Origin of the sequence: Nostoc sp., assembly GCF_036917815.1 — a bacterium.
Lineage (GTDB): Bacteria > Cyanobacteriota > Cyanobacteriia > Cyanobacteriales > Nostocaceae > Nostoc.
The window spans coordinates 53,269-65,726 of sequence record NZ_JBALEK010000004.1; the positions used below are offsets into that span (position 1 = coordinate 53,269).

Annotated in this window: 10 protein-coding genes; 2 read left to right on the plus strand and 8 right to left on the minus strand. The window is 41.1% G+C overall.

Annotated elements, in window-relative coordinates; genetic code table 11:
- Positions 1-196: 196 nt before the first annotated feature.
- Entirely contained in the window at positions 197-1,156 is a 960-nt protein-coding gene (gene cysK, locus V7K97_RS01105) for a cysteine synthase A (RefSeq protein WP_334798861.1), read from the plus strand.
- An 86-nt stretch (positions 1,157-1,242) separates the two neighbouring features.
- On the opposite strand, the gene V7K97_RS01110 is transcribed toward cysK, so the two are convergent.
- From V7K97_RS01110 to fdxB, 7 genes are all read right to left on the minus strand, one after another.
- Positions 1,243-1,713: an ArsC/Spx/MgsR family protein gene (locus V7K97_RS01110; RefSeq protein ID WP_334798862.1), complete on the minus strand. Its 471-nt coding sequence runs from the start codon at positions 1,711-1,713 to the stop codon at positions 1,243-1,245.
- Positions 1,714-1,769: 56 nt separating this feature from the next.
- A complete protein-coding gene (locus V7K97_RS01115; RefSeq protein WP_334798863.1) occupies positions 1,770-2,381 on the minus strand; it encodes a cupin in 612 nt (203 codons plus the stop codon).
- A 199-nt stretch (positions 2,382-2,580) separates the two neighbouring features.
- Positions 2,581-3,066 (minus strand): hypothetical protein, encoded by a 486-nt coding sequence (locus V7K97_RS01120; RefSeq protein WP_334798864.1) that lies wholly within the window; start codon positions 3,064-3,066, stop codon positions 2,581-2,583.
- A 141-nt stretch (positions 3,067-3,207) separates the two neighbouring features.
- On the minus strand, positions 3,208-3,804 hold the full coding sequence (locus V7K97_RS01125) for a cytochrome c oxidase subunit 3 (RefSeq protein WP_334798865.1): 597 nt from the start codon (positions 3,802-3,804) through the stop codon (positions 3,208-3,210).
- A 284-nt stretch (positions 3,805-4,088) separates the two neighbouring features.
- Positions 4,089-5,774, minus strand: coding sequence for a cytochrome c oxidase subunit I (ctaD, locus tag V7K97_RS01130; protein ID WP_334798866.1), 1,686 nt, complete (start codon positions 5,772-5,774; stop codon positions 4,089-4,091).
- 230 nt (positions 5,775-6,004) lie between these two features.
- Entirely contained in the window at positions 6,005-6,982 is a 978-nt protein-coding gene (locus tag V7K97_RS01135; protein WP_334798867.1) for a cytochrome c oxidase subunit II, read from the minus strand.
- Between the two features lie 471 nt (positions 6,983-7,453).
- Entirely contained in the window at positions 7,454-7,747 is a 294-nt protein-coding gene (fdxB, locus tag V7K97_RS01140; RefSeq protein ID WP_190730863.1) for a ferredoxin III, nif-specific, read from the minus strand.
- A gap of 1,018 nt (positions 7,748-8,765) precedes the next feature.
- On the opposite strand from fdxB, the gene V7K97_RS01145 reads away from it, so the two are divergent.
- Positions 8,766-10,361 (plus strand): helix-turn-helix domain-containing protein, encoded by a 1,596-nt coding sequence (locus V7K97_RS01145; protein WP_334798868.1) that lies wholly within the window; start codon positions 8,766-8,768, stop codon positions 10,359-10,361.
- Between the two features lie 241 nt (positions 10,362-10,602).
- Here V7K97_RS01145 and V7K97_RS01150 read toward each other — a convergent pair whose 3' ends face one another.
- Positions 10,603-11,586 carry a sucrase ferredoxin gene (locus V7K97_RS01150; RefSeq protein ID WP_334798869.1) on the minus strand — a complete coding sequence of 328 codons (984 nt, stop codon included), beginning with the start codon at positions 11,584-11,586 and terminating at the stop codon, positions 10,603-10,605.
- Positions 11,587-12,458 lie beyond the last annotated feature (872 nt).

The following is a 12,458-nucleotide window of genomic DNA, read 5'->3' on the forward strand; positions in this document are numbered from 1 at the left end:
AAGTTAGACCTCTGCTGAGGTGAGAATCAATGGGAACGTCTGATAAAAGTTCTTCCTAAACTTTCATATTTTGTGCTTTAGCTAGAATACATAGTATATGCACTCATTGACACTAAACTGCAAATTAAATATACAAAAGCTTATTGTTACAAGTAAATACTCTGTACTAAGATTTAGGATTTAAGGAGTTAAATAAATGCGGATTGCTCAAGACGTAACCGAACTGATCGGACGAACTCCTTTAGTTCAACTGAACAAGATTCCTCAAGCTGAGGGAGTAGTAGCAAGGATAGTTGTCAAATTAGAAGGAATGAACCCGGCGGCTTCGGTGAAAGACCGCATTGGGTTAAGTATGGTACTTTCAGCAGAAGCGGCTGGCTCAATTTCCCCTGGAAAGACGATTTTAGTAGAGCCTACTTCCGGTAATACAGGAATCGCTCTAGCAATGGTAGCAGCAGCGCGTGGCTACCGTTTGATTTTGACCATGCCTGAGACGATGAGCCAAGAACGACGGGCTATGCTGAAAGCTTATGGTGCGTCTTTGGAGTTGACACCAGGCGCTGAGGGAATGCGGGGAGCTATTCGCAAAGCTGAAGAAATTGTGGCTAATACTCCCAATGCTTTTATGCTGCAACAGTTCCGCAACCCTGCTAATCCCAAGGTTCACCAGGAAACCACCGCCGAAGAAATTTGGGCAGATACAGATGGAGAAGTAGATATCGTGATTGCTGGGGTAGGTACTGGTGGGACGATTACTGGGATTGCAGAAGTACTTAAGCAGCGCAAAAAGACTTTTAAAGCGATCGCAGTTGAACCCAGCAATAGCCCAGTTCTCTCTGGTGGTGAAGCCGGGCCACATAAAATTCAAGGCATTGGGGCGGGATTTATCCCAGATGTTCTCCGCCTAGAATTGGTTGATGAAGTAATTAGAGTCAGCGATGAACAAGCGATCGCTTATGGGCGACGTTTGGCAAAAGAAGAAGGCTTATTGTCTGGGATATCCTCTGGTGCCGCCTTGTGTGCTGCAATTCAAGTAGGTAAACGTCCAGAAAATGCCGGACGTTTAATCGTGATGATTCAGCCTTCCTTTGGCGAACGTTACCTCAGCACACCCATGTTTCAAGATTTATCTTTAGAAAGTGCTGGGGTGCGCTGACGGAGATGAGGGAGTAGGGGGAGATGAGCGAGTAGGGGGAGATGAGGAAGAAAATACTTCTTCATCCCCCTCATCCCCCTCATCCCCTAATGCTTACAGCCACCTTTCTTATGGTGTTGATGACTATGATCCTTACCGTGGGAACAGCTTTGCAAATCCTCCTTCATCAGATTTTCGCTGATTTCTCGCAAGGAGTCGTCCACAGGCTTTAAGCCAATCCAAGCATCAATCTTTTCTACATCGAATCCTACCTCGCGGCGGTCGCCTATTTCTAACAAGGGACGACGAATTAACAGTGGCTCCCTCAGCATCAGCATCAAAGCGGTTTCTGCATCAATTGTTTCAGGAACCACCTCACCAGATTTTACCTTGGGGGAGGAACGATTAAACCATTCGGCTACGGGGCGATCGCCAAAAAATGAACGCAACCGCTCAACTGTCCAAGGTTCTGTTAACAGGTTGTATGCTATTACCTCATGACCGGCAGCTGTGAGCAAAACTTTTTGCTTAGTACCACCTTGACAACCTGGTTTGCTATAGAAAATTACCCTTGCCATTTAACAATCTCCTAATTACTCTTTAGCGCTTTAGCGCCAACTACGAACCGATGAAATTAAAAATTCCTAGCTTTATGGCTACCTAAGTCAAACTCAAACCTCTCATTCGGATCGGTTTCGCCATAAATATTAAAAGTCACAGTTGGTTCATCACCCACTGCTTCTACACTGTGAATTGCATCGGGAGTAAAGCTAATAATATCTCCTGGGAAGAGAGTTAGCTCTCCCGTTGCTTCAATTTTGTCCTGAAATTCTGGGCTATTGGTGCGTCGCCAAAAAGTATTTTTTTCCTGGCCTTTTAGCACCGCCACGATTCCCCACGTTCCATGATTATGAATGTTTGAACGGGTTCCCGGTGCAAATGTTACTGTTTGCACAGTCAATGGAAAACCCAATTCATCATATAGGAGTAAAACAGAGGTTCCCGTTTGGGGTGAAGGCTCTAAATGTTGACTTTGCACCCAGTAGGAATTTACAATCAAGCGCCTTACAAGCATCCGAATTTCTGGGAGACAATTTGCTTCATTGTCACTCCCATTGAGAACATCTTCCACCTCAGTTAAAAACCGATAAAGGCGGTAATTTTCTCTCAATAAATCCCAGGCTCTTACAGATTTACAGGCTTGATGCTGACCGTCCCCTGTTAGCAGCCAATCCCTACCTTTCATAACTTTTAAATTGATAACGGAGAAGATTGGAGCACAATGATCGGTGAGACATTAGGAATATTACCCGCAGGAAGTTTAGTAGGTATGGTAATTACAGGGAAGATAGAGTTCCTATCAGTAGCAGATCCTAATAGAGAATAGGATTTAGTAGATAACCAATTGTTCATGATTTTCACCTTGACTTTTCATTGCTGACTAATTAATCGTCTTCTTCTGCCGGACGTGTCAAAATATCTAGCAAAATCCCAGAACCAAAATCATTCTTTTCGTCTATGTGTTTGACTCTAGTACTGATTTCTTTTGCTTGCTCAATTTCTCCTAACTTGGCTAGTACTAATCCAGAAGCAGCATAAGCATTTAAGTACAATCGAATTTGTGGGTCTTCTTTGCGATTGACTAATATCGGCTTAAGTTGCTCCCATTCATCAGGGAGTTTTTCTAGTTCTTTAATTTTATCTAATAATTTGATTGTTGTTTGTAGTGCAAGGGAATAATTGTTCTTATAATAGAAAAATCTATATGCTGCTACCAAGACATCTGTATTTTCACCAGTTTGTGCTAAGGCTTGTTGAATATATTTTTCTGATTCTGATGTATTCTCCCAGTTTTGTGCCGCTAAAATCAATAGATTTTTGATATCTTCTGGAACCTGGAACCATGAGAATTTGTTTGTATTAGCTTGCATAATTAACTCCTGAATGGAGGTAAGGAAGATCAGGGATATCAGGCAATACGGTTCGCTTAAGGCAAGAGACGCAATAAATCGCAATATTGATTATTGTAGAGACGGCGATTTATCGCGTCTTTGCTTTGCCCCATGCCCAATTTAAAACAAAGTAAGAACGTACACCAAGGTAAAGAGAACAATCCAAATAATGTCTACGAAGTGCCAGTAAATTTCTGCCATTTCGATGAATGTATGATTGGTTGCAGAATATTCGCCGGGAAGACGCGATCGCCACAATACACGTAAGATCAATAACAGTCCGATAAAAACGTGCAAACCGTGGAACCCTGTCATGATATAAAAGCAGTTGGCGAAGACGTTGGTAGTCAGTCCATATCCTAATGTTGAGTACTCATAAACCTGACCACCCAAGAAAATTGCCCCCATAAGTGCAGTAATTGCATACCACAGTTGCATTCCCTTGACGTTATTCTTTTTAATCGCCGTATCTCCGAAGTGAATGACGAAACTACTAGACACCAAAATAATGGTGTTAATCGTTGGCACAAGTAATTCTACTTCACTCCCTTCTGGAGGCCAAACTGCTGTAGTACCTCGGAAAAACAAGTAAGTGGCAAAAAATCCTCCAAACATCAAAGATTCAGAGGCGAGAAACGTCAACAGTCCCCAAATTCTTAAATCTGGATGTTCTTCGTGTCCTGCACTGCGATCTTCGCTTGTCGTAGCTATGGTCATATTATTTACCCTCAAAAGTGAAGCGTCGGGCAATTCAATTCCTCACAGTCCTGATTTGCTTGTGGGATGGGTGTCTCACCCGCAGCAATTCATTAATCCTAGAAAAACCTCTCCCCCAACCCCTCGACCTTGGCATCAGCCTGCCGTCAGGCAAGCGGAGAGGGGAGTTTTGCTCCCCCTTCCCTTGAAGGGAAGGGGGTTGGGGGGTTAGGTTTTTGATTACTGAATTCATGCCCTAGATCAACGGCGGGCAGGATGCCCACCCCACAAGAGTTATTTCATAACTAAGCACTAGCTTGCGGTGTTGCAGATGGCTGTATTTCAGTACTATGCCCGTAGTCATAAGGTCCATGAGTCACAACCGGCAACACTTCCCAGTTTTCAATTGCGGGTGGTGAACTAGTTGTCCATTCTAAAGTCAAAGCTTGCCAAGGATTATCACCTGCCAAAGGTCCCTTCAGCCAACTGTAGATCATGTTGATGGCAAAAGGAATTACCGATATCCCCAAAACAAATGAACCAAAGGTACAAATCTGATTGAGGTCGATAAATTGGGGGTCATACATTGCCACTCGTCGCGGCATTCCTTTTAAACCCAACTCGTGCATCGGTAAAAAGGTCAGATTAGTACCAATGAAGGTGAGGGCGAAATGAACGCGTCCCCAAGTTTCATTTAGCATTCGTCCGGTCATTTTGGGGAACCAGTGATAAATACCGGCGTAAATACCAAACACGGAACCGCCAAACAGGACGTAATGGAAATGTCCTACTACATAATATGTATCGTGGACGTGAACATCAAAGGGGGCTGTTCCCATCGTCACACCGCTTAAGCCGCCCATGACAAACATCGACAACAAGCCAATGGCGAAAAGCATCGCTGTGGTGAAACGGATTTTACCACCCCAGAGGGTAGCAACCCAGGCAAAAATCTTAACGCCTGTGGGAACTGCAACTATGAGGGTGGAGATGGTGAAGAACATCCGCATCCAACCGGGTGTGCCACTGGTAAACATGTGGTGTACCCAGACGAACAAACCCACAACGCAGATGGCTACACTAGAATAAGCGATCGCTTTATAACCAAAGATTGGCTTACGGGCGTGAACTGGAATTACCTCCGACATGATGCCGAAGATGGGCAGAATCATTAAATATACTGCCGGGTGAGAATAAAACCAGAATAAGTGTTGATAAATTACAACGTTACCGCCTGCATCTGGTTTAAAGAAGGAGGTGCCAAAGTTGAGGTCAAACAATAGCAGAACTAAACCGGCTGCTAATACAGGTGTGGAGAGAAGTGCCAGCAGTGAAGTTGCCAAGATTGCCCAGCAAAATAAGGGTACTTGATCCCATTTCATGCTAGGAACTTTCATCATCAAAATGGTGATCACAAAGTTCAGTGAACCCAAAATTGAAGAAGTTCCCACTAAAACGATCGCAAGTATCCACATAGTTTGAGCAATTGGTGCTGTCACCAAACTCAAAGGTGGGTAAGCTGTCCAACCAGATTGGGAACCGCCAAAAAAGAAACTACCTAAAATCAGCGCACCTGCTGGGGGATTTAACCAAAAGGCGATCGCATTTAGCTTCGGAAACGCCATATCCCTCGCACCGACCATTAACGGCACCAGATAGTTACCAAATCCCCCAATGGCGCTAGGGACAATCCACAGGAAGATCATAATCGTCCCGTGATTGGTCATGAAAGCGTTATACAGATTGGGGTCGAGTAAGTCTGCATCTGGTGTTGCTAATTCGATACGAAGAGCAACAGCCATCAGTCCGCCGATGAGATAGAACACAAAAGCGGTCACTAGGTATTGGATACCAATAACCTTGTGGTCAACATTAAATGTAAAATAGTCTTGCCATTTCCACGCCTTCGGATGGGAGGTGTGGCCAGCCACCAGAGTTTCCGGTTTATTTTCTTCTGGTGGATTATTCCGTGGAAATTCTACCTGCGTCATATTTTTGTCCTACCCTACGGGAAGCCGCCCTCCGGGCGTCTTTGTCCTTTGTCATTTGTCATTTGTCCTTTATCATTTGTCAGTTATATAATGTCGCCCCCATAGTAAAAGCACCCCAGCTTTTGCTCCCCTCCTCGCTTGCGGGGAGGGGTTGGGGGTGGGGTTCCTCTTAATAATGGTTAATTGAGCGGACATAATATTACCAATGACCAATGACCAATAACCAATGACTAATGACCAATAACCAATGAATCTAGAGTTGCTGCACTAATTCCCATCTCATGGGTGTGGGGCGCGAGAAACTCTGATGTTGATAAGTCGGCTGGATTAATTGCAACGACTTGATTTAGGTTTTGTTGTTGAGCAATCTGGTTTTCTGTCCGCCAGCTATCATAAGATTCTGGTGTGTGGACAATTACCTGTGTCCGCATTGAACCGTGATAACCACCGCACAATTCAGCACAAACTACGGGATATGTACCTGGTTTGGTGGCAACAAATCGTAATTCGGTGGGAATACCAGGAAGTGCATCTTGTTTCAAGCGGAAGTTTGGCACCCAGAATGAATGAATTACATCTTGTGCTGAAAGGTTGAGTTGCACATCAGCACCGACGGGTATGTGCAATTCCCCAGAGGTAATGCCACTATCGGGGTAATTAAATATCCAGGCGTACTGTATGCCTTTGACATCAACAACTAAATCGGCTGGTTTGTTAAGGGTTTCAGGAGATGCGCCGATCCCAATTGTCGGGGCAATTGTTGTTTCAGAGCGATCGCTTAATGTAGCGGCAATCGCAGTTCCCGGCTGATGAGCAACATGAGCTGCTGAATGAGGATGACCGGCAGGCTCAAAACCGCCCATTCGGTTAAAAACATCTACACTGTAGATGCCCAAGAGGAGAACAATCACTGTTGGAATTGCTGTCCAGAAGATTTCTAAGGGAACGTTACCTTCTATTGGTAAACCATCGGTATCATCACCGGGACGGCGACGAAACTTCACCAAAAAAATTAGAATAGTTCCTTCTACCACCAAGAAGAGTGCGATCGCAATGGTAAACATGACGTTAAAAAAACCGTCTACCAAAGGCGCTTGTAGCGATGCTTGCACAGGCATCAGAGTATGATTCTGACCAATCCAAATACTGATTACTGTAACTACTATCCCAGCAACCAGAGTCCATAGTGAAACAGGAATTTGTTGCATATATGCTACCTGCTTTGTAAACCGTCTTTAGAGGTGTTCTTTTCTGAGTTTTAGGAATTGGACACTGAGCATATTATTTATTCCCCATTCCCCATTCCCTTTTCACTTATTAACTTTCTAACGTGCAGCCATAAAAAAAGGGGGAAACTTCCAGATTTTTTCCATATCTTTCCCCCAAAAAATTACAAATTATATTCCAACTCATACCACAAAGTTAGCCCCCTGCTTTCAAAAAAGCTAGTTGTTCCAAGGGGCACTGTCAGACCTAATATTGATTAGGCTATATTAGCAGCAAGTTTAAATTTGTTAATAGCGAACAATTTACGATTTACGGATTTGTTTACTGCGAACTTTTTATTAATTCCAGTAAATATTTAGTATTCCCCTCAAGTTACCTTGCCTAGCGCATTGGCGCTGATTAAAAACAGTGCCTCCTGGAATGAACAACAATTTTGACTAACTCTAAAAACCTTAATTATTTAATGCAACATGGGTGTAGCAGTTCTTGGGACAAATCCGTGAACAAGCTTCACAACCAATACAGTTTTCTGGAGAAGTAACTGCCATTACTTTCCGTTCAATTTCTTCATCATCTTCATCTTCTACAAATTCACCTTCTTCATTGAGCGCCTTCAAACCAAGCACATTGTACCCGCATACTTTAACGCATCTGCCACAGCCGATACATTTGTCCTTGTCGATTTCCTGAGCAAATTTTGGTGTCCAAGCCTTACCGCCAAATGTCAAACCTGTTAGTTGTGCCATGAATAAATCCTCGGCAATTTTGCCTGTAAATCTGTTTGTGCATTAATCATCATATTATCCTAATCTTTTATTATTTTGTATTCAAAACTTACTTTTATCTCATCAAATTTCGATGACTTTGAACACAATGCTAAATTGTTTTTCATTTCATTTTATAGATGAAAATAATTGCCAATTATTCTTATGAATCTTTAACATTACTGGTTCCCATGCAGAGCATGAAGTACATATAGCGGTTCCCATTCAGATGCGGTACCACATTACATAACGAGGTGTAGGGGCACGGCAATGCCTTGCCCCTACGGGTGTAACTGCCGATTTAACTATTACTTCTAGTAAATGCAACTATATTTATCAGAGTAATGATATTATTTTTCAAATATTTTGACATTTAGGCAAATAAATACAGATAAGAAGTATACATATATACAAAATTAAATGTTCATTAATTACATTTTGATATGTGCAATATGTGTTTTACAAAGCAACAATTTCTAATTTAGTTTTGTTTAACTATTTAGAGAAATGATGACAAAAGAAATATTATTTTTTAAATTAAAAAACATAATTATTTTATGAAGGAACTGTAAAGTTTATGGCAGAATATGATCGTGCATTAAATATAAAAATTATTAATAAATCCGATAAAGTCCAATAGCAGTAGGTTTAAATAGTTTGCCAACAAACTTTGAGTTAGGTTTTATAGTCAAAGCTAAAATGTTCATTAAGTACGTAGTTAAATAAATGTTAAGTTTTTTTCCTAAGCTCAATACGAACAAAGTAATCATTTTTTTCATGAAATGTATAGTTAATAAGAAGTTTTCTTAGACTCAATTTTCAAGTCTTAAATAGCTTCCTATTGGATGCAAAGTCAAAGTATGGATGTGGGGAATGAGTGTGGTGAGAAAAGATTATTCTCGCCATAAAGATAATGTGGTAGCGAGTCATGAATAAACAGGACTCATCCAGGGGAGACCTGAGACAGACATCTCAACGATTAGAGTGGGAAAAGAGCCTTATGCCTTATACAATTCCTAACAACAGTTGCGTTGGATGTGACAACTGCCGCCCTCAATGTCCTACGGGTGCAATCAGAATAGAGAACAATGAATACTGGATTGATCCTGGTCTTTGTAATAATTGTGAGGGCTATTATTCAGAACCGCAATGTGTAATAGCTTGTCCAATAAATTCTCCCATTCCTTGGCAGGCGAAAAAGGGGAGATGCAAAGTTGAACCGAGAGATGCTACTAGTTTAGACTTGTTTTCTAATGGCAAGAATAACCCATTTGCTTCTGCGATCGCAATTTGGGAAGCTTGTAATGTCCTAGCCCAGCGCACATCTCTACATTGGGAAACCGATGAAGAAGGCTACATCAGTTACAGCCGACAAGTCAATCAAGGGCGAGGTGCGATCGCTTTTCACATCCAAGATCCCTTCAAAGTGAACGACAAGGCCATAGATATCGCCGCAATTGAGGGGCTTGACATCAGAGCATCTTGTATGCATCTAATTTTTGCAGCTTATGCCACAGCCTTAGATCAACCTTGGGAACAAGAATTTGCGATCGATGAGCGACAAATCGAGAAATATTTGGGGATGGAGAAACGCAAAGATTTAAGCAAAGCTGCCAAGCTAGCTTTAATGAAAAATATTGTCCAGCAAGCTTGCTCCTTGATTATCTCCATTGACTGGCCTCAACAAGGTCGAATTAACGGATTTTCTATTGTCGGTAGCCGCTTATGGCACTTAGTAGATATTCAGCACCACTTTCAAGAAGACAATCTCGGATGCAAATATCTGATTGGGCTAACTTTTAAAGTAAAAGCAGGTATTTGGGCAGAATATTTCTTAAACAAACAAGCTTGTAAAGAGCGAACCGCATTCTATCAATACGGCAGTCTCCCCAAAACGCTGTTAACTACAGTCATGAGTATTTGGCAGCAACATGAAGGCGCAGTCCGATTAATGCTGTGGTTGCTGTTTAAAACCAAAATGGGCAAAGAACAACGCATTACCATTCCTACCTTGCTGCGTATTGCTTACGGCGAGGAAAAAGTTGCCCTTGCATCCAGACAACGGGAAGAACGCAAACGTCTACTGCGAACCTTTGAAAGCGATTTGGAAATTCTCAATCACTATGGAATGAAGCCACTTTTCGATCCAGTTACTTACCCACCAGAAATTCAACCTTTGTGGGCGAAATTAGTTGATCTTCCCGAAGATCCAGATGAAGCATTAGAATTTTGGACTAATGACGGTGGTGCTGAAACTCGCCTCACAGACACAGGCCCCCGTGGTAAATGGAATCTGCTAATGAATGCGCGGATTTTGGCTTTTGAACTCCCACCAGAATGGGAACAGCAAATTTCAGAATCAGAAAAAAAGAAAACAAGAACTGCCAAAGCCAAAAGGAAGCCCAAAGCTACAAACGATTTATTGGGTGAACAGATTTTGCAAGCGCGAAAAAATTTGAATCTTTCCCAAAGAGAATTGGCAAAACTCACAGGTAAAAGCCAAAGCTGGATTAGAGATATCGAAAATGGTCGTTTAAAAGCCAAATTAGAAGACCAAGTTCTGTTACGAAAAGTCTTAAATATGGCTTCATCTTGATCCAGAATTTAAACACAGAGGGACGCAAAGATTTTTTTACGAATTTGTGCAGTATTAGTACTAAATACAGTATTTAATTAATTCGGAGCGAACTATATTTAGTAATATAGCATTTCCCAAGCTAGTAAGGTACACCCGTAGGGGCACGGCACTGCCGTGCCCCTACACCTTGCGATATAATGTTGTACCTCATCTGAATGGGAACAGCTATACTCTGTGTCCCTCTGCGTTGAAAAACTCTCTACTTTGATGTACTATAACTCATTACCTTACTAGAGGTAATCCAAAGACTACCCACAGCATATTTAGTAACTACCAACTCTCGTGTAGCATTACATGAACTCTTCAGTTGTTGAGTCTTGGTTTCATCTTTCACAAGTTTAGCCTGGTAAGTGTAGAGAGAACCAGAAGGTTGTTCAAAACTTAGTTCAGCCAGGATAGTATTATTGTCTAAACTTTGCTCTAAAATTTTTCCTGCAACTTTGTAGTTAAACCAATCCCATCCTTTACAGAGAATTAGTTCTCTTTCCAAAACCTGAAGTGCAACAGGCAGAATTCCCCAGCCTCGATAGACTTGATGTAAGCATTGAATATCGCCAGTACGAGTTAAAATTGCTCTAAATGAATCTCGATCAAGACGACCGTAGTATCTTCCTTCTGGCAAGTCTATGACTGTTGGTGCAAACCGATGTCCCCCAAAGTGCGATGATTTCCAAATTCGCACATTATCTAAGCACAAATCAGCATTACTCGCTGTAACATGGAAGTAAAAAGGAGCGCCATATCTCGCACAACACTTATCATGGCTACCGTGGGTACAAACTAAAATATCTCTAGTTGTACTAGTTTCTACCTCAGCATTAGAACTTATACCCCAGATCGATTTTTGGACAACTGCTGCTACTTGTTCAATATTTGCTAGCTTAAACTCTTGCTTATGGTATCCATTACTTAGTCCCTCTTCTTTTTGATAAATCAAAAGTGTAGTATGATTTACCTTATGTGATATATCATTAGCAATTAAGAGGAATCTAATCGGTAGTTTAGCACGCTTCACTTCCTCTACCAAAATCCTCAAATTCTGAGGTACCCATTTGGAATTAAAGGCTTCTGATGTCCAAGGTAAAGGACACTCAACTAAAATATAAGTTTGATAATTGGTGGCGCTACCAATAACATCTTCTCCTACTTGCCGTGAATCGTCAGAACAAAAAAAAGTATTCATCTCGCTGTACTCATTAGCGTATTTTATGGACAAAAGGTATTACAAAATACAATTGTGTTCTTAGCTACAAATCCTTGGCTAAAGGAGATAAAAAAGAACAATATTCATTTCTCAGATCAAACTAGGTAGCCACTTTATAACATCATTATTGATCGAGGTCTTTCCGGTTAATAAATTCTCCACAATAGAGATAAATAGTGTCAAGAGATATTTTTCCGTATGAGCGGCGTTAATTTTGTATCTAGTTTTATTGTTATCTGGTATTCCATAAATTTTCACTTGCGGAAACTCGGCTTTTCTGAACGTTACCGACGATTAACTTGCTTGCAATATTGATGTAGCTGATACTACAATCAAAAATATTTCTAGCAACAATCTAATTGTTTAAAGTTTTACTGAAATTATCTACATAGCTACTTTTAGATCCTGTTTTTACACATAAAGATATAATTCTGTGCCGCTCTTGTGAGAAACGTATTTCTAAAGGTAGATGCGGAAACATTTAATCAACAGCGATCGCTCTGGTAAGCCATACTGTTTTAAGATTTCTTCCACACTATCTGCTTTTAATATATCTATCGATCTATCCATATTGCAAATAATTCTCAATTAGATGAGAAAATAAAAACAATTAAATTGGGGGCAAATGCTTTACAGCCCCGTACTTGATGTGCGATAAGTTAATAATGAAAACTAGTGACTAATTGTTATCAGCGTCACTAAAATCAACATTAACAAATTTGGTATTTAGCGTTTTACCTAATCTAACTTCCTGAAGCTCATGTCAGGGTTTGATGATAGGCATCTGCTTTGACTCTAACTGAAGTCAATAAGAAATGCAAGTATTTAAGAATCTTTATGACTTCTTTAAA

What these genes read in the sequence shown, in the direction of transcription:
- cysK (WP_334798861.1), top strand. Translation starts at nt 197, where the DNA reads ATGCGGATTGCTCAAGACGTAACCGAACTGATCGGACGAACTCCTTTA.
- V7K97_RS01110 (WP_334798862.1), bottom strand. Translation starts at nt 1,713, where the DNA reads ATGGCAAGGGTAATTTTCTATAGCAAACCAGGTTGTCAAGGTGGTACT.
- V7K97_RS01115 (WP_334798863.1), bottom strand. Translation starts at nt 2,381, where the DNA reads ATGAAAGGTAGGGATTGGCTGCTAACAGGGGACGGTCAGCATCAAGCC.
- V7K97_RS01120 (WP_334798864.1), bottom strand. Translation starts at nt 3,066, where the DNA reads ATGCAAGCTAATACAAACAAATTCTCATGGTTCCAGGTTCCAGAAGAT.
- V7K97_RS01125 (WP_334798865.1), bottom strand. Translation starts at nt 3,804, where the DNA reads ATGACCATAGCTACGACAAGCGAAGATCGCAGTGCAGGACACGAAGAA.
- ctaD (WP_334798866.1), bottom strand. Translation starts at nt 5,774, where the DNA reads ATGACGCAGGTAGAATTTCCACGGAATAATCCACCAGAAGAAAATAAA.
- V7K97_RS01135 (WP_334798867.1), bottom strand. Translation starts at nt 6,982, where the DNA reads ATGCAACAAATTCCTGTTTCACTATGGACTCTGGTTGCTGGGATAGTA.
- fdxB (WP_190730863.1), bottom strand. Translation starts at nt 7,747, where the DNA reads ATGGCACAACTAACAGGTTTGACATTTGGCGGTAAGGCTTGGACACCA.
- V7K97_RS01145 (WP_334798868.1), top strand. Translation starts at nt 8,766, where the DNA reads ATGCCTTATACAATTCCTAACAACAGTTGCGTTGGATGTGACAACTGC.
- V7K97_RS01150 (WP_334798869.1), bottom strand. Translation starts at nt 11,586, where the DNA reads ATGAATACTTTTTTTTGTTCTGACGATTCACGGCAAGTAGGAGAAGAT.